Origin of the sequence: Rhodoligotrophos defluvii (genome assembly GCF_005281615.1) — a bacterium.
Taxonomy (GTDB): domain Bacteria; phylum Pseudomonadota; class Alphaproteobacteria; order Rhizobiales; family Im1; genus Rhodoligotrophos; species Rhodoligotrophos defluvii.
This window is the reverse complement of sequence record NZ_SZZM01000001.1, coordinates 88,948-114,769: the sequence shown is the minus strand read 5'-3', so window position 1 is coordinate 114,769 and position 25,822 is coordinate 88,948. Positions and strand designations below refer to the sequence as shown.

18 protein-coding genes are annotated in these 25,822 nt (G+C 66.2%); 8 read left to right on the top strand and 10 right to left on the bottom strand.

Annotated elements, in window-relative coordinates; all coding sequences use genetic code 11:
• Nucleotides 1-9: 9 nt before the first annotated feature.
• The gene (locus E4P09_RS00520; protein WP_137387651.1) at nt 10-1,398 is read right to left on the bottom strand and encodes an AmpG family muropeptide MFS transporter; all 1,389 of its coding nucleotides are present in this window, start codon (nt 1,396-1,398) and stop codon (nt 10-12) included.
• 221 nt (nt 1,399-1,619) lie between these two features.
• Complete coding sequence (locus E4P09_RS00515; RefSeq protein WP_170984149.1) at nt 1,620-2,792, bottom strand: DNA recombination protein RmuC; 1,173 nt, start codon at nt 2,790-2,792, stop codon at nt 1,620-1,622.
• Between the two features lie 144 nt (nt 2,793-2,936).
• Here E4P09_RS00515 and def point away from each other — a divergent pair, with 144 nt between their 5' ends.
• Complete coding sequence (gene def, locus E4P09_RS00510) at nt 2,937-3,455, top strand: peptide deformylase (protein ID WP_137387649.1); 519 nt, start codon at nt 2,937-2,939, stop codon at nt 3,453-3,455.
• 38 nt (nt 3,456-3,493) lie between these two features.
• Nucleotides 3,494-4,420: a methionyl-tRNA formyltransferase gene (fmt, locus tag E4P09_RS00505; RefSeq protein WP_137387648.1), complete on the top strand. Its 927-nt coding sequence runs from the start codon at nt 3,494-3,496 to the stop codon at nt 4,418-4,420.
• 13 nt (nt 4,421-4,433) lie between these two features.
• Here the strand turns inward: fmt and E4P09_RS00500 are convergent, their stop codons facing one another.
• Together E4P09_RS00500 and E4P09_RS00495 are read right to left on the bottom strand one after the other, a co-directional pair.
• A complete protein-coding gene (locus E4P09_RS00500; RefSeq protein WP_137387647.1) occupies nt 4,434-4,991 on the bottom strand; it encodes a NifU family protein in 558 nt (185 codons plus the stop codon).
• Between the two features lie 182 nt (nt 4,992-5,173).
• Nucleotides 5,174-5,917, bottom strand: coding sequence for an SDR family oxidoreductase (locus E4P09_RS00495; protein ID WP_137387646.1), 744 nt, complete (start codon nt 5,915-5,917; stop codon nt 5,174-5,176).
• Nucleotides 5,918-6,053: 136 nt separating this feature from the next.
• Between E4P09_RS00495 and E4P09_RS00490 the strand changes: the two genes are divergently transcribed.
• Nucleotides 6,054-6,920, top strand: coding sequence for an NAD(P)-dependent oxidoreductase (locus tag E4P09_RS00490; RefSeq protein ID WP_137387645.1), 867 nt, complete (start codon nt 6,054-6,056; stop codon nt 6,918-6,920).
• A 14-nt stretch (nt 6,921-6,934) separates the two neighbouring features.
• Nucleotides 6,935-8,149, top strand: coding sequence for a pyridoxal phosphate-dependent aminotransferase (locus E4P09_RS00485; protein WP_137387644.1), 1,215 nt, complete (start codon nt 6,935-6,937; stop codon nt 8,147-8,149).
• A gap of 89 nt (nt 8,150-8,238) precedes the next feature.
• Here the strand turns inward: E4P09_RS00485 and E4P09_RS00480 are convergent, their stop codons facing one another.
• From E4P09_RS00480 to mutS, 4 genes are all read right to left on the bottom strand, one after another.
• Nucleotides 8,239-9,591 (bottom strand): malonyl-CoA decarboxylase, encoded by a 1,353-nt coding sequence (locus E4P09_RS00480; RefSeq protein WP_137387643.1) that lies wholly within the window; start codon nt 9,589-9,591, stop codon nt 8,239-8,241.
• 149 nt (nt 9,592-9,740) lie between these two features.
• Nucleotides 9,741-10,277, bottom strand: a complete 537-nt coding sequence (locus E4P09_RS00475) for an HdeD family acid-resistance protein (RefSeq protein WP_170984148.1) — start codon at nt 10,275-10,277, stop codon at nt 9,741-9,743.
• A gap of 76 nt (nt 10,278-10,353) precedes the next feature.
• Nucleotides 10,354-11,202 (bottom strand): EamA family transporter, encoded by an 849-nt coding sequence (locus tag E4P09_RS00470; RefSeq protein WP_137387641.1) that lies wholly within the window; start codon nt 11,200-11,202, stop codon nt 10,354-10,356.
• A gap of 79 nt (nt 11,203-11,281) precedes the next feature.
• Entirely contained in the window at nt 11,282-14,053 is a 2,772-nt protein-coding gene (gene mutS / locus E4P09_RS00465; protein ID WP_137387640.1) for a DNA mismatch repair protein MutS, read from the bottom strand.
• Between the two features lie 205 nt (nt 14,054-14,258).
• Here mutS and E4P09_RS00460 point away from each other — a divergent pair, with 205 nt between their 5' ends.
• On the top strand, nt 14,259-16,541 hold the full coding sequence (locus E4P09_RS00460) for an NADP-dependent malic enzyme (RefSeq protein WP_137387639.1): 2,283 nt from the start codon (nt 14,259-14,261) through the stop codon (nt 16,539-16,541).
• 377 nt (nt 16,542-16,918) lie between these two features.
• Here E4P09_RS00460 and E4P09_RS00455 read toward each other — a convergent pair whose 3' ends face one another.
• Nucleotides 16,919-19,330 (bottom strand): heavy metal translocating P-type ATPase, encoded by a 2,412-nt coding sequence (locus tag E4P09_RS00455; protein WP_137387638.1) that lies wholly within the window; start codon nt 19,328-19,330, stop codon nt 16,919-16,921.
• A gap of 165 nt (nt 19,331-19,495) precedes the next feature.
• Here E4P09_RS00455 and E4P09_RS00450 point away from each other — a divergent pair, with 165 nt between their 5' ends.
• Genes E4P09_RS00450 through trpS form a run of 3 tightly spaced genes read left to right on the top strand, consistent with a single transcriptional unit; the run spans nt 19,496 to nt 25,022 of the window.
• Nucleotides 19,496-22,309, top strand: coding sequence for a [protein-PII] uridylyltransferase (locus E4P09_RS00450; RefSeq protein ID WP_137387637.1), 2,814 nt, complete (start codon nt 19,496-19,498; stop codon nt 22,307-22,309).
• A gap of 13 nt (nt 22,310-22,322) precedes the next feature.
• Nucleotides 22,323-23,924 carry a murein biosynthesis integral membrane protein MurJ gene (gene murJ, locus E4P09_RS00445; protein ID WP_137387636.1) on the top strand — a complete coding sequence of 534 codons (1,602 nt, stop codon included), beginning with the start codon at nt 22,323-22,325 and terminating at the stop codon, nt 23,922-23,924.
• A gap of 57 nt (nt 23,925-23,981) precedes the next feature.
• Nucleotides 23,982-25,022, top strand: a complete 1,041-nt coding sequence (gene trpS, locus E4P09_RS00440; protein WP_137387635.1) for a tryptophan--tRNA ligase — start codon at nt 23,982-23,984, stop codon at nt 25,020-25,022.
• 267 nt (nt 25,023-25,289) lie between these two features.
• Here trpS and mscL read toward each other — a convergent pair whose 3' ends face one another.
• Nucleotides 25,290-25,718 (bottom strand): large conductance mechanosensitive channel protein MscL, encoded by a 429-nt coding sequence (mscL, locus tag E4P09_RS00435; RefSeq protein WP_137389172.1) that lies wholly within the window; start codon nt 25,716-25,718, stop codon nt 25,290-25,292.
• Between the last annotated feature and the right edge of the window lie 104 nt (nt 25,719-25,822).

The following is a 25,822-nucleotide window of genomic DNA, read 5'->3' as shown; positions in this document are numbered from 1 at the left end:
GGTCCAGCCCTAAACCTGGGCCTTACTCGAGCGCTTGTCTATGCCTTTGAAATGGCCGCGGGCTTGCAGCCAGGCCAGCAGAGCAAGCGAGGGGAGCGCGGCAGCCGAAGTGAGAATGAAGAACACGACCCACCCGGTGACCTCGGCCACATAGCCGGCCGTCGAGGCGAGCACGGTCCGGCCCACCGCGGACAAGGCCGAGAGCAGCGCATATTGTGTGGCCGTGTGCAACGGGCTGGTGCACAGGCTCGACAGATAGGCCACGAAGATCACCGTCCCGATGCCACCGGCGAAATTCTCGACCGAGATGGCCACCGCCAGCGCGGTAAGATCGGTGCTCATCCAGGCGAGCCACGAGAACACGAGGTTCGAGGCCATCTGCAGAATGCCGGCAATCCACAGGCAGGCCGCCATGGGATAGGTGCGCGCGATGAGGCCGCCGGCAAGGCCGCCCAGCAGCACGGCGAAAAACCCGACCCCCTTTACGATCGCCGCATAGGCCGTCTTGTCGAACCCGATGCGGATGACGAACGGGCCCGTCATCACCCCGGCGAAGGCATCGCAGAACTTGAACAGCAGCACGAACAGCAGGATGGCCGCCACATAGGGCTTGGACAGGAAATCGGTGAAGGCGCCGATTGCGGCGCCCCATAGCTTGAGCACGGGATTGCCGACGGCCGCGGCCTCCTGCGCCTCGTTTTCGGCAGCCTGCTCCGCTTGTTCCGAGGCGCGGGGTTCGGTCGCAAGCAGGCTCGCGCCCATGCCCACCGCCATGAGAGCGGCCATGGCCGCATAGCCGTAGAACCAGACGCTGCCCGCCGCGATGCCATTGGCCTCGAGCCAGCCGACAAGGGCGATGACGAAGGCGGAGGAAACCAGCATGCCGACGCGATAGGCGGGCACGAACACCGCCATGCCGGCGGCCTGCTGGTCCACGCTGAGGCTTTCCACCCGGAACGCGTCGATCACCGTGTCCTGGGTGGCGGAGGCCGCAGCCAGCAACACCGCGCCCAAAGCCACCCACCAGGGCGATGCCACGGGATCGAGACTGCCCAGGAATAGGATCGTGCAGATCAGCAAGAGCTGCGACAGGATCAGCCAGCCGCGGCGGCGCCCCAGCAGCCGCGACAGCACCGGCACCTTCCAGGCGTCCACGATCGGCGCCCACAGGAACTTGATCGTGTAGGGCAGGCCGACCAGCGAGAACAGGCCGATCGCGCCGAGATCGACACCGCGGTCGGCCATCCAGATCGCCAGGGTCGAGCCGGACAGAGCCAGCGGCAGCCCGGACGAGAAGCCGAGGAACATCACGATCAGCACGCGCGGTTCGAGATATACGCGCAAGCTTTTCAGCCACCGCGCCCATTGCTCTGCTCTCGCCGTATCGCTAACGCTCATTCCACAGGAGCTCCTTGTCTTGCCTGCCAGAGCAATCATTCAGGCATGACCATAATGAGGCCAGAGCACGATGTCCTTGCTTAACCGTCTGGCCAGGGCCGATTTGCCGGCTCGGTCAAGACGGCGGCCGCACTGCGATCTCGCTGATCCGCCGAGCAAGCCGTGTGCCAGAACACGCGCGCTCCTCGTTCTCGCGTGAACAGAGCGCCTAGCGAGGAAGGCTACTCCCCCGCTGCAAGCCGTGCCCCGGCGGCACCCATGCGCGAGGGCCCGGTCACTGCGGCGCTTCCGGCGGGGGCCTCAGCCCCGGCTGCGGTGGGCGACAACTCCATCTGCTCGATCCGCACCCCGCGCCTGGCGATCTTGTCCGCCGAGATGGCGATCTTCTCGATATCCTGATTGGCTTGGCCGAAATGCTTCTTGAGATCCAGCACCCGGTCGTGCAGCCGGCCGACATCATCCAGAATCGCCGCCACCTCCGCCTTGATCAGCCCCGCCTGCTCGCGCATGCGCACGTCCTTGAATACGGCTTGCAGCGTCTGCACTACCAGCATCAGGATATTGGGCGAGGCGATGATCACCCGGGCGCGATGCGCCTGCTGGATCACATCCTCGAAATGCTCGTAAAGGTCCGCATAGATCGCTTCCGAGGGCACGAACATCACCGCCGTGTCGTGCGTCTCGCCGGAAATGAGATATTTCCCGGCAATGTCCTTGATGTGCTTGGCCACGTCCTGCCGCAAGCGCTGCGCCGCCATCCGGCTCTCGCCCTCGCTGCGCGCCGCCTTGAGCGCGGAGAACGCCTCCAGCGGGAATTTGGCGTCGATCACCAGCTTGCGCCCGGTCTCCGGCAGGTCGACCAGGCAGTCCGGCCGGGTGCCGTTGGACAGGCTCGCCTGAAAACCAAAGGTCCCCATCGGCAACCCGTCCCTGATGATAGCCTCCATCCGCGCCTGGCCGAAAGCGCCGCGCGCCTGCTTGTTCGACAGGATCTCCTGCAGGCTCACCACCTTCGAGGTGAGCTCGGTGATGTTGCGCTGGGCGCGGTCGATGACCGCGAGCCGCTCGTGGATCTGGCCGAGGCCGTCGCCGGTGCGGCGCGCCACCAGATCGAGCCGCTGGTCCAGGGTCCGCGCCAGATGGCTCTCGCGACTGGCCACGATGTCGGCGAACGAGCGCAGCTGGCCCGAAAGCTCCACCAGCCGCTGCTCCACCTGCTGCGTCCGCGCGAGAGAAGCCTGCTCGGCCTCCCGTCCACGGCGCGCCGCCCGCCATGCCAGGAACAGGCAGGCGGCGAGCAGCAGAAGCGCCGCCACGCCGAACGCCGCGGCCGCATGAATATAGCTTACACGCAGCCCGGCCATGAGGAGCAGGGGTTGATCTAGGTCCAGCATGGCCGCGATCCTACCAGATCTGGCGCTCAGGTCTAGACCAAAACGTGAACATTTGGACTGGCCGTTGAACCTGGCCGGGCAAACGGCAGGTTGCAATTGACCAGCATGCGCCCGTCGCCTATCTGACGGCCTGGAGGTCATTTCATGAGCATTCATACCATTATTCAATTGCCGGACTCGCGCCTGCGGGAGGTTTCGAAGCCGGTCGTCGCCGTCACGGACGAGATCCAGACATTGGTCGACGACATGTTCGAGACCATGTATGCGGCACCGGGGGTTGGCCTCGCCGCCATCCAGATCGGCATGCCGCTGCGCATCTTCGTCGCCGATGTGGCCAAGGGCGAGGAGCCGCCTCAGCCGCTCACCTTCATCAATCCTGAGATCACCTGGTCGTCGGAGGCGCTGACCGAGTATGAGGAGGGCTGCCTGTCCATTCCCGAATATCAGGACCTGGTGCAGCGCCCCGCGGAGGTGAAGATCCGCTTCCTCGACCGTCATGGCGTACAGCAGGAGATGCATTGCTCGGGCCTGCTGGCAACCTGCGTCCAGCACGAGCTCGATCACCTCAACGGCGTGTTGTTCATCGATCACCTCTCCCGGCTTAAGCGGGAGCGGCTGCTCAAGCGCTTTGCCAAGGCCAGGCGGCTGAAGGAAGTGGGTTAGCCCCGCCGTTTGGCGATGGCGAAGGGGAGGGGCCGCCGATGCGCCTGATCTTCATGGGAACGCCGGCCTTCTCCGTGCCGGCTCTGAACGAGATCCTCGGCCAGGGGCACGATATCGCCGCCGTGTACACCCAGCCGCCGCGTCCGGCCGGGCGCGGCATGGGCCTGCGCAAGTCCCCCGTTCACGCCTTCGCCGAGGCAAGCGGGCTCGCGGTTCGTCATCCCGAGAGCTTGAGGGATCCGGCCGAGCAAGCCCGTTTCGCCGCATCGGGCGCCGAGGCGGCGGTCGTGGTGGCCTATGGCCTCATCCTGCCCCGTGCCGTGCTCGATGCGCCCGCCCTCGGCTGCTACAACATCCACGCGTCGCTTCTGCCGCGCTGGCGGGGCGCCGCCCCCATCCAGCGCGCCATCATGGCCGGCGATGAACGCACCGGCATTTCCATCATGCGCATGGAGGCGGGGCTCGACACCGGGCCCGTCTGTCTCACCGAGACCGTGCCGATCACCGCCGAAACCACGGCCGGCGACCTGCACGACCAGCTCGCAGAGGTCGGCGCGAGCCTCATGGTGCGCGCGCTCGCCGCCCTGTCGCGCGGCGGGCTGGCCTGCAATCCGCAGCGCCCGGAGGGGGTGACCTACGCGGAGAAGATCGGCAAGGCGGAAGCACATGTCGACTTGAACCAGCCGGCTGGCCGCGTGCTGCGGCACATCCACGGGCTCTCCCCTCATCCCGGCGCTTGGGTCATGCTCGATCCGGCGGCCAAGCCGGTGCGGCTCAAGCTGCTGCGGGTGCAAATGGCGGACGGGGAGGGGCGGCCGGGCGAGGTGCTGGACGATGCGTTGACCATCGCCTGCGCCAGTGGTGCCATAAGGCCGCTGCTGGTGCAGCGCGAAGGCAAGTCGCCCATGGAAACGGCAGAATTCCTGCGCGGCACGCCTATCCCCGCAGGAACCGAGCTCGGCTAACGCTGTGCGGCCGTCAGACCGGCCGCACCTCGACCACTTCCGGAATGAAGTGCCGCAGCAGGTTCTCGATTCCGTGCTTCAGCGTGGCGGTGGAGCTCGGGCAGCCGGAGCAGGCGCCCTCCATGTTCAGGAACACCACGCCGTCCCGATAGCCGTGGAAGGTGATATTGCCCCCGTCTTGCGCGACCGCGGGCTGCACGCGGGTCTCGAGCAGCTCCTTGATGGTCTCGACGATCTCCTCGTCCGCATCGTCGAAGAATTCCTCCCCTTGCACCTTCGCTGATGCGCCTTCATCGAGCACCGGCTGGCCGGAGAGGTAATGCTCCATGATCACGCCGAGAATGGCCGGCTTGAGGTGCTGCCACTCGCCATCGGCCTTTGTCACGGCGACATAGTCGTCCGCCAGGAACACGCCGGTCACGCCGTCGATCTCGAACAGCCGGCGCGCCAGGGGCGAGACCTGCGCCTCGTCCTCGTTGCGGAAGTTCCGCGGCTCGCCGGCAAGCACGGCACGGCCGGGCAGGAACTTCATGGTGGCCGGGTTCGGGGTGGCTTCCGTCTGGATGAACATGCGCAACTGTCCTTGGGCAAGCGGCTCTTGATCGCGATAAGAGATCGCGATTCTCGAGGCCGAAACGACATCTGTGCTTAAAATAGTTCTAGGGTGCCGCCAAGTCCAGGCGCGGGCCGGCTGGAATGAGGCGCTTTCCCGAGTGGCGGGATAGCGCTCTGCGCAACGTGCCGGCCCAGCCGTCACATCACCCAGCCGCCGTCGATGACGTGGATCTGTCCTGTCACGAACCGCGACTCGTCGCTGGCGAGATAGATGATCAACGGCGCGATCTCGTCGGCCGTGGCCAGCCGGCCCATGGGCTGACGGGCGATGAAGGCCTTGCGCGCGGCCTCGTAGTCGCCGGACGCCCGCATCCGCTCGTTCAGCGATGGCGTGTCCACCGTGCCCGGACAGATCGCGTTGCAGCGGATCCCCTCGGCTACGTAATCCGCTGCCACCGCCTTGGTCAGCCCGATCACCGCCGCCTTCGTGGCGCTGTAGACCGCGCGATTCGGCACGCCCTTCACCGAAGAGGCGACCGATGCCATGTTGATGACCGAGCCTCCGCCCTTCGCCAGCATCAGCGGCAAAAAGGCTTTCAAAACACGGAATTGGCTCTTTACGTTGAGATCGAACGAGAAGTCCCAGCGCTCCTCCGTCGTCTCGAGAATCGTGCCGTTGTGGACATAGCCGGCGCAATTGAACACGATGTCGGGCGCGCCAACCCGCGCCGGCGCCTGCTCCACATCCTCGGCCTTCAGCACGTCGAGCACGAAGGTCTCGATCTCGCTGTGCTCTGCCGCAAGGGAGGCGAGGGCATCGCTCGAGATATCGGTGGCGAACACGCGCGCGCCTTCCCGCGCCATGGCGGAGGCAGCTGCTCGCCCGATGCCATGCCCGGCGGCCGTGATGAACGCCGTCTTGCCCGCAAGTCTTCCCGACATGCTCCTCTCCCGACCGATTCCCGCCTGAAATGCATAATCCGTCTGGGGAAAAGCGCAAGACTGGGCAGAAGGCGCATGACAGCCGCCCGCGAGATCAGTTCAATAGAACAGGGTTCAGCCAGGGAGAGCGCATCAGATGCGGATTGGATTCGCAGGGGTGGGATTGATGGGCCAAGGCATGGCCGAAAACCTGTTGCGGCATGGCCATGAGCTCAATGTGCTCGGCCACCACAATCGCAAGCCGGTCGAGGCGCTGGCCGCCCTCGGCGCCGTGGAGTGGAAGGACGCGGCCGCGCTCGCCGCCGAGAGCGAAGCCATTATCCTGTGTCTGCCCAACTCCGCCGTGGTGGAGGCGGTGATCGAAAGCATGGGGCGCGAGATGCGCGCAGGCCAGCTGATCATCGACACCACCACCGCCAACCCGGAATCGACCCGCAGGCTGCATGCGCAGCTCAAGGAGAAGCACATCGCCCTCGTCGACGCGCCGCTGGCCGGCGGACCGAAGGAATCGAAAGCCGGCCAGCTTGGCGCGCTGGTGGGCGCCACCGAGCACGATTTCGCGCGCGCTGAGCCCCTGCTGGCCTGTTTCTGCCGCGAGATCTCGTGGTTCGGTCCGCCCGGTTCCGGCAATACCGCGAAATTGATCAGCAATTATCAGGTGCTCGGCACCGTTGCGGTCATCGTGGAGACGTTCCGGCTGGCCCGCGAAGCGGGTATCGATTGGAAGAAGCTCTATGACGTCATGCTTTGCGGGTCAGGCAACTCGCTGGCCCTGCGCCGGATCATGGATCAGGCGGTGACCGGCGACTTCGACGGTTATCCCTTCAGTGTCGCCAACGCCCGCAAGGACATCACCTACGCGCTCGATCTTATCCGTTCGATGCAATGCACAACGCCTCTCGCAGAAGCAATAAACGACGTCTATGTTAGGGCGGCCGCTTCGGGCGATCCGCAGCGGTTCATCAGCCAGTTACTGGCGGAGGAATTCCATCAGCACGACTGAAGATTGGGGGCCGGATGACCGAACTCACGCTCAATGTCCTTGCAACCGGTATCGTGGAGGAGGGTGCGTTCGCAGTGCTGGACCGCGTGCTTGAGTCCAGGGCCGCAGGCAACGATGTCATCAATCTCGGCATCGGCCAGCCGGACCTCGCACCGCCCGAGCATGTCATTGAGGCCGCCATTCGCGCCCTGCGCGACGGCCCGCATGGCTATACGCCCCCCGTCGGCATCGACAGCCTGCGCGAAGCCGTCGCGGCCGACGTCGCCACCCGTTTGGGCGCGCCGGTCACCCCCGACGAGGTGGTGATCGTGCCGGGGGGCAAGGTCACCCTCTTTCTCGCCACCACCCTGTTCGGCGGGGCAGGGGCCGAGATCCTGTACCCGGATCCCGGTTTCCCGCCCTATCGCGAGGCGATCCGCTTGTCCGGCGCGCGGGCCATTCCCTATCCGATCCGTCAGGAGAACGACTTCGCCTTCGAGCCGGACGAGGTGCTGGGCCTCGTGACCGAGAACACGCGGCTGATCATCATCAACAGCCCGGCCAATCCCACCGGGGGCGTGGTGGCGCGCGCCCAGCTGGACGCGCTGGCCCGCGGGCTGGCGGCCCATCCCCATATCGCGGTGCTGAGCGATGAGATCTACGCGCATCTCGTGTTCGGCAACGGCGAGTTCGTCAGCATCTTGGGCTATCCCGAGCTGCGCGACCGCGCCATCGTGCTCGATGGCTGGAGCAAGACCTTCGCCATGACCGGTTGGCGCCTCGGCTTCGGCATCTGGCCGGCACGCCTGGTGCCTTACGTGCGCAAGCTGATCTCCACCACCTATTCCTGCGTCAATGTCGCCGCCCAGGCCGGCGGGCTGGCCGCCATTACCGGGCCCCGCGACGCGTTGGATGCCTATCGGCGGACCCTGCAGGAGCGCCGCGACACCTTGGTCAGGGCGCTCAACGATATTCCGGGGGTCAATTGCCGTACACCCGGCGGTGCCTTTTATGTGTTCCCCGATATAACCGGCACCGGCTGGCCGAGCGAAGCGCTGACCGACAAGCTCCTCGAGCGCGCCCATGTGGCCGCCATCGCCGGCGACAGTTTCGGCCATATGGGCAACGGCTTCCTCAGGCTGTCCTATGCGACCGACATGAGCCGGCTGCAGCAGGCAGCCGAGCGGATGAAGGAGTTCTTCGAGACCTACCCCGCGCTTGGCCGGGCCGGCAGTTTCGTTGGCGGTTAGCGCGCCGTGCCCGGCTGGGAGAGATGCTGGCCGGGCCGGGCAAGGTCGATCTAAGCCGCGTTCGCGCGACGCACAGACCGGTTCGCGTGTCAGCTGGCCAGGGCGGGCAGACGCTTGGAACGGTTCACCTTCGAAAGCTTCACGACGGACGGGGAGGCGACCACCCTGCCGTGCTCGGCATAGGCCTCGTGGTTCTTCTCGATGTCCTTGGGGTCATAGAGGTAGTTCACCATCAGGCCGGCTGCTTGAGCAATGCCGCGGGGCGAAAGGTCACCGGGCCAGTTGATCCGCTCGAGACGGGCGCCGTTGCCGAGGTGAAACCGCGCCACCGGGTCGAGCGGCTGGCCGTTGGCGCGCTTCTCCCGCAGGAAGTAGTGAGCGGCCAGCTCGCATAAGAGCGGCTTGAGCAGCTTGAGGCGCTCGGGATCCGTATGCCAGCCCTCCTCGTCCAGAACGGCCAGGGTGGCGATCTCGGACGGGCTCAGCACCTCGGAGCTCTCGCGCCGCCGCTCCCCGTCCAGCCAGGCTCGGAAGCCCGGCACCGGGGACAGGGTCACGAAGGTCCTGAGCGAGGGAACCTCGCGGGCGAGGTCGGTGACCACCTGCTTGATCAGGAAGTTCCCGAAGGAAATGCCGGCAAGGCCCTTCTGGCAGTTCGAGATCGAATAGAAGACTGCCGTGCGCGGTGCCTCGGTCGAGGCCGCCGCCTCGGCCGTGATCAGACCGTCGATCGAGCCCGGAACGTCGTCCACCAGGGCGACCTCGACGAAGATGAGCGGATCGTCCACCAGGGACGGGTGGAAGAACGCGTAGCAGCGCCGGTCATGCGGATCGAGGCGGCGCTTCAGATCATCCCAGCCGTTGATCTCGTGCACCGCCTCGTACTGGATGATCTTCTCCAGGATATCGGCGGGGGTCGACCAGTCGATGCGCCGCAGCACCAGGAAGCCGCGGTTGAACCAGGACCCGAACAGGTGGACGATATCGTCGTCGACCGCCCGGAGATCCGGGTGCTCCTTCAGAAGGTCCAGCAGGTCCTCTCGCATGCGCACGATCGCCTGCGTGCCGCCGGGTGCAAAGTTCAGCCGGCGGAAGAACTCCTGGCGCGGAGAATCGAGCGCGGTGCTCAGCGCTCTGAGCGTGCTCGACGACGGCGATTTCGAGAAGCGCTCCGCCGCCTGGAGCACCGCGTTGGTGTCGGGCATGAAGTCGGTGCTCAGCATGTTGAAGAAGGCGAGCTTGCCGGCCTGATCGAGCCGCCTGTAAGCGTTGAGGATTTGCTGGGCCAGAATGGCGCCCGATGACTCGCCCCGGCGCGACAACAGCTGCCGCGCCAGCTCGACGGCATCGTCATTGGCGCCGTTGCCAAGGGTGAGCGCTGTGAGAGCGCGGCTGCGATCGACAATGCTGTCCAGCAGCTCGCGGAAGAAAGATACGTTCATGAGATAGGTCCTGGCCATGGAAAACAGCAGCCGTTCCCGGACGGCCTATTCTAAACGACAAGTCGTAAGTTTCGTGCCTCCCGGAGGGGAGGGCCGATTGCCGCTCCCACTCTGCCAGGAGACTGTGACAGGCTCAGCGCGGCCTATGCCTATTTGGGAGCAAAGGCCGACGTGCCCATGGCGACGAAGGCGGCGCCCGCGAAGGCGAGATTGATGCCGACCAGGGTGCCGACTGCCCAGGTCGCCGAGCCGGGCAGGCCGCTCCAGATCAATATGCCGAGGAGAATGGACAAGACGCCGCCGATGATGGCCCATATGGCGCCGGAATGGGGCCGCGCCTTCACCCCCATGATGATGCGGAACACGCCATCCACGATGAAGAACGCCGCCAGCGCGATGGTGAAGGCGATCATGCCGCCCAGCGGGTCGAAGATGAAATAGAGGCCCGCGATCACGTAGAGCGCGCCCACCAGGATTTCCCACAACAGGCCGCTCCAGCTGCGTTCGCCGAACGCATGCACCAGCACGGCTATGCCCCCCACCAGCATGGCCATGCCGACGAGGATCTGGGCGGTAAGGGTGAAGACCAGCGGGAACAGGATGGCGAGGAACCCGATCACCAGCAGGGCGATGCCGAGGGCCAGGAACCATCTGCGGTTCGGTCCGGTGAAGTCTGTCGTGGTCATGGCCAGCCCCATCTGTTGCAGGTCGCGAATCATACCCTATTGCCGTTAAGCCGCAAATACCGGGGCCAGGTGAGCCTTAAGCAAGCCTGAGGCTCACCGCCCCGAGCACGATCATGGCCGCGGCGGTGGCGCGCCAGGGGGTCAGCGGTTCCTTCAGCGCCGCCACGGATATGGCCAGCGCGAAGAAGATGCTGGTCTCGCGCAACGCCGCCACGGTGCCGAGCGGCGCCCGCGACATGGCCCAGATCGCGATCCAGTAGGCGCCGAGCGAAAGGGCGCCTGCAATGATGCCCGCGGTCCACACGCCGCGTAAGGCCAGGATGGCGGCAGGCCCACGCACGCCGGCGGCGATCAAGAGCATGATCAGGCCCTCGAGAGCCGAAAGCCAAAGCGTGTAGCCGGAGGGGGTTCCCGAAACCCGCCCTCCGATGCCGTCGATCACCGTATAGGTGGCGATGAAGGTCGACACGACGAGGGCAGCTCCAACCGCGGTCGCATGAATGGAGCCGCTGCTCTTGCCGCCTCCCTTGAGCGACATCAGCCAGACGCCGCCGACCAGGACGATGATCCCGCCCCAGCCCAGCGGCGACAGCGCCTCCCCGAGGAAAAGGGCGCCGAATGCGGCGACCGCCAGCGGCGCTGCCCCGCGCGCCAGCGGATAAACCTGGCCATATTCGCCGAGGTTATAGGCCCGCACGAGCGACAGGTTGTAAGCGATGTGGAAGATCACCGACGCGATCATATACGGCCAGGCCGCTCGGTCGGGAAAGGGGAAGAAAGGTGTCAGCATCAGCGACAGGCCACCCAGGGAAAGGCCCATCAGCGCCATGGCCATGAACCGGTCCAGGCCGATCTTGATCATGGCGTTCCACGCCGCATGCATGAAGGACGCGGCGATGATCGCAGCGAAGGTCAGGCTGTCCATCGGGTGAGTTCGCTCGCGGCGGTGCCTGAGAGTCCAGCACGACCATACAGCAGTTTGCGAAGGAGCTTGAGCGATCTCTTCAGCGCTGCGGATGCGCGGTGGCCAGAGACTTCAGCCGATAGAGCACGTCTAGCGCCTCGCGCGGCGTGAGATTGTCCGGTGCGACCTCCGCCAGCACCTGCTCCACAGCGCTCGGGCCGGCCGGCTGCGCCGGCTGTGCGGGCACGGCCGAAACCGGCCGCGCGGCGGCAAACAGCGGCAGGTCGTCCACCAGCTCGCGGCGGCTGGATGCCTGCTCGCTTTGTTCGAGCACCCGCAGCACTTCCGTCGCCCGGTCGATCACCGCAGTTGGCAATCCCGCGAGCTTGGCCACCTGAATGCCATAGGAGCGGTCGGCCGCCCCTGGGCCCACCTCGTGCAGGAACACCAGCTCGCCGTGATATTCGCGCACCTTCATGGTCGCGTTGGCCAGGCGGCCAAGGCGATCCGCGAGCGCCGTGAGCTCATGGAAATGGGTGGCGAACAGGGCGCGGCAGCGGTTCACCTCGTGCAGATGCTCCACGCAAGCCCACGCGATGGACAGGCCGTCGAAGGTGGCCGTGCCGCGGCCGATCTCGTCCAGAATGACCAGTGAGCGTTCGCCGGCCTGATTGAGAATGGTGGCGGTCTCAACCATTTCCACCATGAAGGTCGAACGGCCGCGGGCAAGGTCGTCCGCCGCCCCCACACGGCTGAACAGCCGGTCGACCACGCCGATATGGGCTGACGCCGCCGGCACGAACGACCCCGTCTGCGCCAGGATCGCGATGAGCGCGTTCTGGCGCAGGAAGGTGGACTTGCCCGCCATGTTGGGGCCGGTGATCAGCCAGATGTGCCGGCCGGCATTGCTCTGCCCATCGGCGGACAGGTCGCAGTCATTGGGCACGAACGCGCCGTCGCCCGCCTGCCGCAGGGCGCGTTCGACCACCGGGTGGCGGCCCTGCAGAATGGAAAAGGCGCGGGAATGATCGACCTGCGGGCGCACGAATCGCTCGTCCTCCGCCAGCTGCGCGAGGGCGGCACTCACATCCAGCCCCGCGAGCGCCTCGGCGATTTCGGCGATCAGTCCGGCCTGTTCGGTAACGGCGGCGACCAGCTCGTCATAGATGGCCATCTCGATGGCCAGCGCCCGCTCGGCCGCCTTCGCGATCTGCGATTCGAGATCGGCAAGCTCCACCGTGGTGAAGCGCATGGCATTGGCAAGGGTCTGGCGGTGAATGAAACGCCCCGCAAGGGCCGGCGCCGTAAGCTTCTCCCCATGCTGGGCGCCCACCTCGATGAAATAGCCGAGCACGTTGTTGTGGCGGATCTTGAGCGAGCGGACGCCGGTCTCGTCGGCATAGCGGTTCTGCAGGCTTGCGATCACCTGCCGGCTCTGGTCGCGCAAGCGCAGCTGCTCGTCGAGCTCGGCCACGAAGCCGGGCCGCACGAAGCCGCCGTCACGCGGGTTGAGTGGCAGATCGTCCGCCAGGGTGCCTGCAAGCCGATCCGCCAGCGTGCCGTTATCGCGCCGCAGCACCGCGACGATTCCCGCGAGCTCGGCCGGCTTGTCCACGAGCCCCGTGTCCTGCTCGAGCACCGCGCGTATTTCCGCTGCCGCCCTGAGCCCGGCGCCGATGGCCGCCAGGTCGCGGGGCCCGCCCCGCCCGACCGTGAGGCGCGACAGGGCCCGCGCGAAATCCGGCGCCGCCTTGAGTTGCCCCCGGATGTCCGCGCGCATGCGATCGAATTCCAGGAAGAAGGCCACCGTGTCCAGCCGGTCGTTGATGGCGCGCGGGTCGGTGAGCGGGGCGGCGAGCCTGTCGGAAAGCAGCCTCCCGCCGGCACTGGTCAGGGTGCGGTCGATGCTGTCGAGGAGGCTGCCGCGCCTTTCGCCGCCGGTCGTCCGGGTGAGCTCCAGATTGCTGCGGGTGGCCCCATCGATCAGCATCACCTCGCTCTGCTGGCGCTGGCTGGGCGGGCGGATGAGCGGCGCCCGGCCCACTTGCGTCAGCATCACATAGTCGAGCAATGCCCCGCAGGCGGCGATCTCCGCCCGGGAAAAGGCGCCGAACGCATCGAGCGCACCCACCGCGAAATGGGCCTTCAACCGCTTCTCCGCATTGGTGCTGTCGAACCGCGAGGAGGGCAGCGGCGTGAGCGGCGCTTTCTGCAGCCGCAAGGTGCCGGCCAGTGTGTCGTCCGCCAGAAGGCTGTCGGCCACCACGATCTCGCCGGGGTCGAGCCGCGCGATCTCGGCGCCAAGGGTATCGGCGGTGACCAGGCAACAAGCGAAGTCGCCGGTGGAAATGTCGATCCAGGCCAGCGCCAGCTCGTCGCGGGCACGCAGCCGGGTGAGCGCGGCGAGATAGTTGTGGCGTTTCGATTCGAGCAGGCTGTCCTCGGTGAGGGTGCCCGGGGTGACCAGGCGGACTACCGCGCGTTGCACGACCGACTTGGCGCCGCGCTTCTTCGCCTCGGCCGGATCCTCCGTCTGCTCGCATACCGCCACCCGGTAGCCTGCGCGGATCAGCCGCTCGAGATAGTCCTCCGCCGCATGCACAGGCACCCCGCACATGGGGATGTCCTCGCCCAGGTGCTTCCCGCGCTTGGTGAGGGCGATGCCCAGTGTTTCCGAGGCGTTTCCCGCATCCTCGAAGAACAGCTCGTAGAAGTCGCCCATCCGGAAGAACAGCAGGCAGTCCGGATGCTGCTGCTTGATGGCCAGATACTGGGCCATCATCGGCGTGACCGCCTTGGCGTCGGCAGCCATGGCGAGGCGCTCGTCGTCCTCGATGAGTGCGGCTTCGGGTGCGACCGGATATGCGTCCATGGCGGCGGTCCTCATGGGCCGCGAAAATATCAACTGGACAGGCCCTTGTCTGCACGCTCGCCCGGCTTGGCTGTGCATAACGGGCCAGCTACGGGTATGGGGCAAGGCCCCCTCGCGATTTCACTCAGCAAACGCTTGAGGCGCGCCCATGGGGAGGTTAGGTTCGCCGCTTCCATAAGTGGAATGAGATTGGGGCACGAAGAATATGGCAGGGGAACACGGCACGGGCGGGCGGCAGCCCAGGGTTTCGGAAACCGAGGCGCTCATTTTCCATCAGCGCGGCAAGCCGGGCAAGCTCGAGGTCAACGCGACCAAGCCGATGGCCACCCAGCGCGACTTGAGCCTTGCCTATTCCCCCGGCGTCGCATTCCCCGTACGGCGCATCGCCGAACAGCCGGAAACCGCCTATGACTACACCACCAAGGGCAACATGGTGGCCGTCATCAGCAACGGCACCGCCATTCTCGGGCTGGGCGACCTCGGTGCTCTGGCCTCGAAGCCGGTCATGGAGGGCAAGGCGGTGCTGTTCAAGCGCTTTGCCGATGTGGACGCCATCGATCTCGAGGTCGACACCAAGGATGTCGACGCCTTCATCAACTGCGTGCGCTATCTCGGCCCCGCCTTCGGCGGCATCAATCTTGAGGATATCAAGGCGCCGGACTGCTTCGTCATCGAGCAGCGCCTGCGCGAGCTGATGAACATCCCCGTCTTCCATGACGACCAGCACGGCACCGCCATCATCGCCGCCGCCGGCCTGATCAATGCGCTTCACCTCACCGAGCGCGATATCAAGACGGTGAAGCTGGTCATCAACGGCGCCGGCTCCGCGGCCATCGCCTGCGCCGAGCTGATCAAGGCCATGGGGCTCCCCGGCGAGCACATCATCCTGTGCGACTCCAAGGGCGTGATCTACAAGGGGCGCACCGACGGCATGAACCAGTGGAAATCCGCCCATGCGGTCGAGACCGACGCCCGCACGCTGGAGGAGGCCATCGTCGGCGCGGACGTCTTCTTCGGGCTTTCCGTCCAGGGCGCGCTCACCAAGAAGATGGTGGCGAGCATGGCCCGGCGCCCGATCATCTTCGCCATGGCCAACCCGGACCCGGAGATCACGCCGGAGGAGGTGGCCGAGGTGCGCGACGATGCCATCATGGCCACTGGGCGCTCCGATTATCCCAACCAGATCAACAACGTGCTGGGATTTCCTTACATCTTCCGTGGAGCGCTGGACGTGCGCGCCCGCACCATCAACGAGGAAATGAAGATCGCCGCAGCCGAGGCCCTGGCCCGACTGGCCCGCGAGGACGTGCCGGACGAGGTCGCCGCCGCCTATCACGGCCAGCGGCCCAAATACGGGCCCAACTACCTCATTCCGGCGCCGTTCGACCCGCGCCTCATCTCCACGGTGCCGCCGGCCGTGGCGCGCGCCGCCATGGAGTCAGGCGTTGCCGGCAAGCATATCGTCGACCTTGCCGCCTATGCGGCGGAGCTGTCGGCACGGCTCGATCCGATCGCCGGATCGCTTCAGGGCATCTTCGAGCAGGTGCGGCAGAGCGGCAAGCGCGTGGTCTTCGCGGAGGGCGAGGAGGAGCGCATGATCCGCGCCGCCAACGGCTTCGCCAATGCGGGCCTGGGGCATGCGATCCTGGTCGGCCGCGAGAACCTGATCGAGCAGTCGGTGAAGTCGCTGGGGATAGAGCTCAACGAGAATGTCAGCGTGCTCAATGCCCGCCTTTCCGACCGCAATGCGGAATATGCCCAGTATATCTATCGCCGCATGCAGCGGCGCGGCCTGCTCATGCGCGATTGCCAGCGCCTGGTGAACAACGACCGCAACGTGTTCGCCGCCTGCATGATCGCCTTGGGCGACGCCGATGCCATGGTCACCGGCATCACCCGCCACTATGGCGTCGCGCTGGATGACGTGCAGCACGCCATCGACGTCAGTCCCAACCGGCGGCTGATCGGGGTGTCCATGGCCCTGTGTCGCGGCCGCACCGTGTTCGTCGCCGATACCACCGGACAGGAGAACCCCAGCGCCGAGGAGCTTGCCGACATCGCCGAGGAGGCGGCAGGGGTGGCGCGCCGCTTCGGCTATGAGCCGCGGGTGGCCTTCCTCAGCCAGTCGACCTTCGGCCATCTGCAGACCGATCGGGCGCGCGGATGCCACGAGGCCGTCTGCATTCTCGATGCCCGCGGCGTCGACTTCGAATATGACGGGGAGATGCAGGCCGACGTGGCGCTCAGCCGCGAGGCCATGGCGCTCTATCCGTTCTGCCGCCTCACCGGCCCGGCCAATGTGCTGGTGATGCCGGCGGGCGACTGCGCCAGCATCGCCACCAAGCTGCTGCAGCAGCTCGGCGGGGTCATGGTGGTGGGGCCCATGCTGGTGGGGCTCGAGCGCTCGGTGCAGATCGCACCCCTCAATGCCACGGCCAATGATCTCGTCAACATGGCGGCCATTGCCGCCTACGACGTGAACGGCTGAATAGGGTGCCGACGTAACTCGTGGCAAGCCGTCATGCCCCGGCCCCGACCGGGGCATCCAGAGCCACACGACAGGCGCTTTCCTGCTTCGCTCTGGATCACCGGGTCAAGCCCGGTGATGACGTAGGGGGCTGACGAACCGCATCGTCATGCCGGCCTTGAGCCGGCATCCAGGGGCTACACGACAGGTGCTTTCCCCTTGCTGCCCTGGATCACCGGGTCAAGCCCGGTGATGACGTAGGGGGCTGACGAACCGCATCGTCATGCCGGCCTTGAGCCGGCATCCAGGGGCCTTCCGGCAGGCGCTTTCCGCTTGCTGGATTACCGGCGCAAGGCAGGTGATGACGCAAGTTGCGGTATCCTGAGCCACACGACGCGTCAGAATCGCATCTGCCGCAGCCTGAGCGAGTTGGCGATGACCGACACCGACGACAGGCTCATCGCCGCCGCCGCTACGATCGGTGACAAGAGCAGGCCGAACACGGGATAGAGCACGCCCGCCGCAATCGGCACGCCGAGCACGTTGTAGATCGCGGCGAAGAACAGGTTCTGCTTGATGCCGCGCATGACGGCGGCTGACAGCTTGCGCGCGCGAACGATGCCGTTGAGGTCACCCTTGACCAGGGTGACGCCGGCGCTCTCCAGCGCAACGTCGGACCCCGTGCCCATGGCGATGCCCACATCTGCCGCGCTCAAGGCCGGCGCGTCGTTCACCCCATCGCCGGCCATGGCCACCTTGGCGCCTCCCGCCTGCAGCTGCTTGATCACGTCCACCTTGTCCTCCGGCAGCACGCCGGCGCGCACCTCGTCGATGCCCAGGCTGCGGCCGACCGCATGGGCCGTCGCCTCGTTGTCGCCGGTTGCCATGATGATGCGCAGGCCCTGGCCGCGCAGCGCGGCAATCGCCTCGGGCGTGGTCGGCTTCACCGCATCCGCGACCGCGAGAGCCCCAAGCAGGGTGCGGTCGCGCGCCAGCAGCACCACGGTCTTGCCCTCGGCCCTGAGCGCGGCCACCCGGTCGGCGGCCGCCGCGACATCCACCCCGAGATCCCGCATGAACGGCTCGTTGCCGAGGCTCACATCCGCACCATCGATGCGGCCCTTCACGCCCTTGCCGCTCACCGCAGCAAAGCCGTCCACCGCGGCGGGCTTGAGGCCGCGCGCCGCCGCACCCTCGCGGATCGCTTCCGCCAGCGGGTGCTCGCTGCCCGCTTCCAGCGAGGCCGCAAGCCGCAGCACCTCGTCTTCGCCCGCGCCCACCGCCATAACATCGGTGAGCTTTGGCTTGCCCTCGGTGAGGGTGCCGGTCTTGTCCAGCACCAAGGTATCGACGCTGGCGAGCCGCTCGAGCGCCTCCGCATTCTTGACCAGCACGCCGAGCTGGGCACCGCGCCCGGTGCCAACCATGATCGCCATGGGCGTTGCCAGCCCGAGCGCACAGGGGCAGGCGATGATGAGCACCGACACCGCCACCACCAGCGCATAGGTGAGCCGCGGCTCGGGCCCGACCAGCGCCCAGGCGATGAAGGCAATCACCGCCACCGCCAGCACCGCCGGCACGAACCAGCCGGCGAACACGTCGGCCAGCCGTTGGATCGGCGCCCGCGATCGCTGCGCCTCCGCCACCATCTCGATGATACGGGCGAGCACGGTGTCGGCGCCGACTCGCTTGGCTTCCATGATGAAGGAGCCCGAGCCGTTGAGCGTGCCCGCGGTCACCGGGTCGCCGGGGGCCTTCTCCACCGGCATGGCCTCGCCGGTGAGCATCGATTCGTTCACGCTGGATGCGCCTTCGACCACCGCGCCGTCCACCGCGATCTTGTCGCCCGGCCGCACCCGGATGCGGTCGCCCGGATGAAGGGCCGCCACCGGCACCTCCTCGTCGCTGCCGTCCGGCCGCACCCGCCGGGCGACCGGCGGCGCAAGGTCGAGCAACGCCCGGATCGCGCCGGACGTCCGTTCGCGCGCCTTGAGCTCCAGGATTTGGCCCAGCAGCACCAGCACGGTGATCACAGCCGCCGCTTCGAAATAGACCGCCACATTGCCGTGGTGGTCGCGGAAACCCTGCGGGAAAATGCCAGGGGCAAGCGTCGCCACCACGCTATAGGCATAGGCCGCGCCGACGCCGATGCCGATCAGCGTCCACATGTTGAGATTGCGCGTCCTGATCGAATTCCAGCAGCGCACGAAGAAGCTGCTGCCGCCCCACAGCACCACCGGCGTGGCCAGCAGAAGCTGCAGCACATTGGGCAAGCTCGGGCCGAACCGGGTTGCGCTCAGCCAGTCCTGGATCGGCAGGCCGAGATGGCTGCCCATCTCGACCAGGAGCAGCGCGATGGCAAAAGGCAGGCTCACCCAGAACTTGCGGGTGAAGTCGACCAGCTCGGGATTGGGGCCGCTGTCGACCGTCACGCTCTTGGGCTCGAGCGCCATGCCGCAGATGGGGCAGTTGCCGGGACCCACCTGCTCGATCTCCGGATGCATGGGGCAGGTGTAGATCGTCCCCTCCGGCATCGGTTCAGGCGCCGGCCGCTCACCCAGATAGGCCTGTGGATCGGCCGCGAACTTGGCCTTGCAGCCGGCCGAGCAGAAATAATAGGTCTGCCCCTCGTATGCATGCACGTGGCGGGCCGTTGCCGGGTCGACCGACATGCCGCACACCGGATCTCGGGCGAGCTGTGCTTCGCTCGTCTCCGCTGCACCATGCTCGTGCTTGTGGGCGACGTGGATATCGGCAACCGGAGCGGGCTTGCCGCTGCAGCATCCGGCACCATGATGCGGGTCACTCATAGGGGGCTCCTGCGCGCGAAATGGGACCGGCGCTCGATTTAGGCCTTCCAGTCACTGGAAGGTCAAGCACACTTAGCATGGACGCAACCCTGCGGCACGATTGCTTGCCGGCCCCGTGCCGAAGCCGCGTGCACTGCCAGGCATCCTCAGCTAAAAGTCCCTGTCATGAACAAGCCGCCACGCCCGGCGCTGCCGGAGCCAACAGAAACGCTGCTTCCGGTCGCCAACCCCGCGGCGCTCATCGACGGCGTCGCCCTGCGCCAGTCGCTCACGGAGCTGTTCCGGCGGCACGAGGGCGATGACGCGGCCATGCGCCAAGCCCTCCTCGCAACCCTGAAGCAGGCCTTGCGGGCGGGTCGGGCGGAAGCGGAGCGCCGGCTGATCGAGGATGGGCATGGCACCGCCTGCGCCATTAATCTGGCCTATGTCCAGGACGAGGTGATCCGCGCGCTCTACGACTTTACGGCCGTGCACATCTACCGGGCGCGCAACCCCTCCGCCGCCGAGCGCATCGCGGTGGTGGCGGTCGGCGGCTACGGCCGCGGCACCCTCGGCCCCAAGTCCGACATCGATCTCCTGTTCGTGCTGCCCTACAAGCAGACCGCCTGGTGCGAGAGCATGATTGAGTACATGCTCTACGTGCTGTGGGACTTGGGCCTCAAGGTGGGCCATGCCACCCGCAGCATTGATGAGTGCATCCGGCTCTCCCGCAGCGACAGCACCATCCTCACCTCCATTCTCGAAGCGCGCTATATCTGGGGCGATGGGGACTTGTTCGCCTTGCTGGAGAGGCGCTTCCGCAAGGAGGTGGTCGCGGGCAATGCCGCCTCTTTCATCGCCGCCAAGCTCGCTGAGCGCGACGAGCGCCACACCCACGCCGGCTCGTCGCGCTATCTGGTGGAGCCTGATGTCAAGAACGGCAAGGGGGGCTTGCGTGACCTGCACAGCCTGTTCTGGATCGCCAAGTTCCTCTACGGCACCGGCTCGCCCGAGGCCTTGGTAGCGGCGGGCATGTTCACCCGCGCCGAGGCGCGGCGCTTCCGCGTCTGCGAGGATTTCCTGTGGGCCGTTCGCTGCCACCTCCATTTCATGACGGGACGGCCGGGCGATCGGCTCACCTTCGATCTGCAGGCCGAGCTGGCCGAGCGGCTGGGCTATCGCTCCCACGGCCGCCAGAAGCGTGTTGAGCGCTTCATGAAGCATTATTTCCTGGTCGCCAAGGATGTGGGCGACCTCACCCGCATCTTCTGCGCCGTGCTGGAAGCCCAGCAGATCAAGAAGATCCCCACTATGAGCGCCATGCTGCAGAAGCTGGGCGTGGCCAAGCCGGAGGTGCTGGACGACCCTGATTTCAAGCTCGATGTGGGGCGGGTGAACGTGGTCGACGATCACGTTTTCCAGCGGCGGCCGATCAATCTCCTGCGGCTGTTCCAGTTGGCGGAAGCCCATGATCTGCTCATCCATCCCAACGCGCTCAAGCTGGTGCGGCGCTCCTTGCGCCTGATCGATGACCGGCTGCGTCACGATCCGCAAGCCAACGCGCTGTTCCTGGAGATGCTGTGTTCGCCGCTGCATCCGGAGGCGGTGCTGCGATCCCTCAACGAGGCCGGCGTGCTGGGCCGCTTCATCCCGGAATTCGGGCGCATCGTCGCGCAGATGCAGTTCAACATGTATCACCACTACACTGTGGACGAGCATCTCATCCGGGCGGTCGGCGTGCTCTCCGAGCTGGAGCACGGCGCCCTTGGCGGCGAGCATCCGGTCGCGCACGGTCTCATCAACACGATCAGCAACCGCCGGGTGCTCTATGTCGCGGTGTTCCTGCACGACATCGCCAAAGGACGGCGGGAATCCCATTCCGTCGCTGGCGAGCGCATCGCCATGGAGCTGTGCCCGCGCCTGGGGCTCACGGCAGCCGAGACCGAGACGGTCGCCTGGCTGGTGCGCAACCATCTGGTCATGAGCGATTTCGCCCAGATGCGCGACTTGAACGACTTCAAGACCATTCTCGACTTCGCCGCGATCGTACAGAGCCCGGAGCGGCTTAAGCTGCTGTTGATCCTGACCGTCGCCGATATCCGCGCCGTCGGCCCCGGCGTATGGACCGGCTGGAAAGGGCAGCTCTTGCGTACCCTGTATTTCGAGACCGAGCCCTTGCTGACCGGCGGCCACACGTCCATCAGCCGCCAGGAGCGGCTGGCGGAGGCCCATAACGCCTTCCGCGAGGCCACGCCCGAATGGGACGATGCTGCGCGCGAGGCCTATGTCGCCCGGCACTATGACCCCTACTGGCTCAATGTCGATCTCGCCCACCACCTCCAGCATGCCCGCATGATCAGGGCCGCCGAAGCGGCCGGTGAGGCGATCGCCACCCATGTGGAGACCGACGCCTTCACCGCCATCACCGAGCTCACCGTGTTCGCGCCGGACCATCCCCGGCTGCTGGCGCTGCTCACCGGAGCTTGCGCCGTCGCTGGGGCCAGCATCACCAGCGCGCAGATCTTCACCACGGCCGACGGCATGGCGCTCGACACCCTGCTCATCCCGCGGGAGTTCGAGCAGGAGGAGGACGAGCGGCGCCGGGCCGAGCGGGTGTGCGAGATGATCCGGCGGGCGCTCACCGGAAAGGTCAGGCTGGCCGAGATGATCGCCCGCAACACCAAGCCGGGCAGCCGGCTGAGCGCCTTCACGGTCGAGCCCCAGGTTATCATCGACAACGATTCCTCCAACCGCTTCACCGTCATCGAGGTCAATGGCCGCGACCGGCTGGGCTTCCTCTACGACCTGACCGAGGCGCTGTTCCGGCTCAATCTCAACATCAGCTCGGCGCAGATCGCCACCTTCGGCGAGCGGGCGGTGGACGTGTTCTATGTCACCGACCTCACGGGGGCGAAGATCACCAATGCCACCCGTCATCGGCAGATCAAGGAGCACCTGCTCGCCGTGATTGCCGGGGAAGTGGCGCAAGGGGCGGCGTGAGGGACCTTTCGCGATGAGTTTGCTGCGCTCGGCCATGACCGTCAGCGGCTACACGATGGCGAGCCGCGTTCTCGGCTACGTCCGCGACGCGCTGTCGGCCGGCATGCTCGGCACCGGGCTGGTGGCCGGTGCCTTCGTCGTGGCCGTCCGCCTGCCCAACATGTTCCGCAGCCTCTTTGCCGAGGGCGCCTTCAATGCCGCCTTCGTGCCGCTCTTCGCCAAGCGGCTGGAGGGGGAGGGGGAAGCGGGCGCCCGCCGCTTCGGCGAGGAGGTGATGAGCGTGCTGCTTACTGCGCTCACCGCCTTCGTCATCCTCGCTGAGATCGCCATGCCCCTGGTCATGCTGGTGATCGCGCCGGGCTTTGCAGAAAACGACGAGCAGTTCGACCTGGCGGTCACCCTCTCCCGTATCGGCTTTCCCTATCTCATGTTCATGTCGCTGGTGGCGTTCTTCTCCGGCGTGCTGAACAGCTTGGGCAAGTTCTCTTTCCCCGCCGCCGCGCCCATCATCCTCAATGTCATGCAGATCATCACCCTCGCCGGCGCAGCTTTCCTCGGCTGGGGGGCCGAGCCGCGCACCGCCGAGCTGCTGATGTTCGCCATCATGATCTCCGGCCTCATGCAGCTCGTCATGCTGCTGGTCGTGTGCGAGCGCGCCGGCATGAAGCTCAGGCCACGGCTGCCGCGGCTCACCCCTGGGGTGCGCCGGCTGGTGCGCTTGGGCGTGCCGGGCACCATCTCCGCCGGCATCACCCAGATCAACCTGGTGATCGGCACCATGATCGCGTCCCTGATCCCTCATGGGCCTGCCTGGCTCTACTATGCCGATCGCATCTATCAGCTGCCGCTGGGGCTGATCGGGGTGGCCATGGGCATCGTGCTGCTGCCGGATCTGTCTCGCCGGCTGCGCGCCGGCGACCACACGGGCATGCGCTATACCCAGAACCGGGCTGTGGAGTTGTCCATGCTGCTCACCCTGCCGGCGACTGTCGCGCTGGTCGCGATGCCCGTGCCCATCGTGCACATGCTGTTCGAATACGGCAACTTCACGCCCCACGACACGATCGAGGTCTCCGAGGCCCTGGCTCTGTTCGGCCTCGGGCTGCCCGCCTACGTGCTGATCAAGGTGTTCACGCCCACCTTCTTCGCGAACGAGGACACCAAGACGCCCATGCTCTGCGCCGGCGCCTCCGTTGCGGTGAACGTTGTCGGCAGCCTGGCCATGTTCTCCTTCATCGGCCACTTGGGCATCGCGCTCGCCACTTCGCTCGCCGCCTGGACCAACACCCTGCTCTTGCTGGTCATCCTGCTGCGCCGCGGCCAGTATCAGGCCGATCCGCGCCTCAAGGCGCGCCTCTGGCGCATCATGCTGGCCAGCCTCGTCATGGGGGCCGGCATTCTCGCCGTCCTGATCTGGCCCCTGGCGTCGGTCTTTGCAGCAGGCCGGCCCTTCCTGCTGCAACTCGCCTGCTTCGTGGCACTGGTCCTGGGCGGCGCGCTGCTGTTCTTCGCCGCGGGCCAGGCGACGGGCGCCTTCCGCCTGTCCGAGCTCAAGGCAATGCTCCGGCGCAAGCCCGCCACGGCACCGACCGCGCCCAGCGATCAGACCATCTAACCGGTTGGCAGGATCGGCCATTTGCGCGATATAGCGCGGGCTATCAGGAGTTGATTGATGACCAAGCCTGCTCCCCGTGTCTTCTCGGGCGTCCAGCCCACGGGCAATCTGCATCTCGGCAACTATCTCGGCGCCATCTCGCGCTTCGTCACGCTGCAGGACAGCTACGAGTGCCTCTACTGCGTGGTCGACATGCACGCGATTACCGTCTGGCAGGAGCCGCGCGAGCTCAGGCAGAGCACACGGGAAGTGGCTGCGGCCTTCATCGCGGCCGGCATAGATCCCAAGCGGCACATCGTATTCAACCAGAGCCAGGTGGCGGCGCACGCGGAGCTTGCCTGGATCTTCAATTGCGTGGCGCGGCTCGGCTGGCTCAACCGCATGACCCAGTTCAAGGAGAAGGCGGGCAAGGACCGCGAGAACGCGTCGGTGGGTCTCTATGCCTACCCCAACCTGATGGCGGCGGACATCCTCGCCTACCGTGCGACCCACGTGCCGGTGGGCGAGGACCAGAAGCAGCATCTGGAGCTCACCCGCGACATCGCCCAGAAGTTCAACAACGACTTCGCCGAGGAGATTGCCGCGCTCGGCTATCCCGACGGCTTCTTTCCGCTGACCGAGCCGCTGATCTCAGGGCCCGCCACCCGGGTGATGAGCCTGCGCGACGGCACGAAGAAGATGTCCAAGTCCGACCCGTCGGACTTGTCGCGCATCAATCTCACCGATGATGCCGACACCATCGCCAGGAAGATCCGCAAGGCCAAGACCGACCCCGAGCCACTGCCCACCGAGGCCAAGGGCCTGGAAACCCGCCCGGAAGCGGCCAATCTCGTCGGCATCTACGCCGCCCTGGCAGGAGCCGACGTGCCGGCGGTGCTGAACCAGTATGGCGGGGCGCAGTTCTCGATCTTCAAACAGGCGCTCATCGACCTTGCTGTCGAGAAGCTCTCGCCCATCACCGGCGAGATGAAGCGGCTGGTGGCCGACCCCGGCCATATCGATGGCATCCTGGCCGATGGCGCCGATCGTGCCCGCGCCCTGGCCGCGCCGATCATGGCCGACGTGCGCAAGATCGTCGGCTTTGTCGGCGGCGGGTGACACGGCGCGGGCTTTCCTCGCCGCCCTGAATCACCAGGTCAGGCCCGGTGATGACGTAAACCACTGAAATTAAAGAACTTCGTCATGACCCGGCTTGACCGGGCCATGCGCAAGATCGTCGGCTTTGTCGGCGGCGGGTGACACGGCGCGGGCTTTCCTCGCCGCCTGAATCACCAGGTCAGGCCCGGTGATGACGTAAACCACTGAAATTAAAGAACTTCGTCATGGCACGGCTTGACCGGCCCATCCAGGGCCGCACGGTGCGGACTACGCCCCCCGGCTCTGCTTGACCAGCGCGTCGCGGATCTCCTCCAGTAGCACCTCCTGCCGCGGCGGCGGCACGTCGGCCGCGCCCGCTTCCGCCTTGCGGGTCAGCCGGTTCATGGCCTTGACCACCATGAACAGGATCCAGGCGACGATCAGGAACGCGATACAGGCGTTGATGAACGACCCGATGTTCACCGTCGCGACCCCCGCCTGCTTTGCTGCCGCCAGCGTCGGATAAGGGGTATCGCCAGTGAGCTGGATGAAGATATTGGAGAAGTCGATGCCACCCGTCAGCGCACCCACGATCGGCATGAAGATGTCATCGACCAGCGACTTCACGATCGTGGTGAAAGAAGCGCCGATGATGATGCCGACCGCCATGTCGACGACATTTCCCTTGACCGCGAATTCCTTGAATTCCTGAAGAATACCCATCGCACACTCCTCGCGAGAAGACAGCCGTTCAGAACGAGTGCTCGACCGTATTTCAGAAGCACTTGAAGAAGTGTGTTGATTCGGCAAGACATAAAATG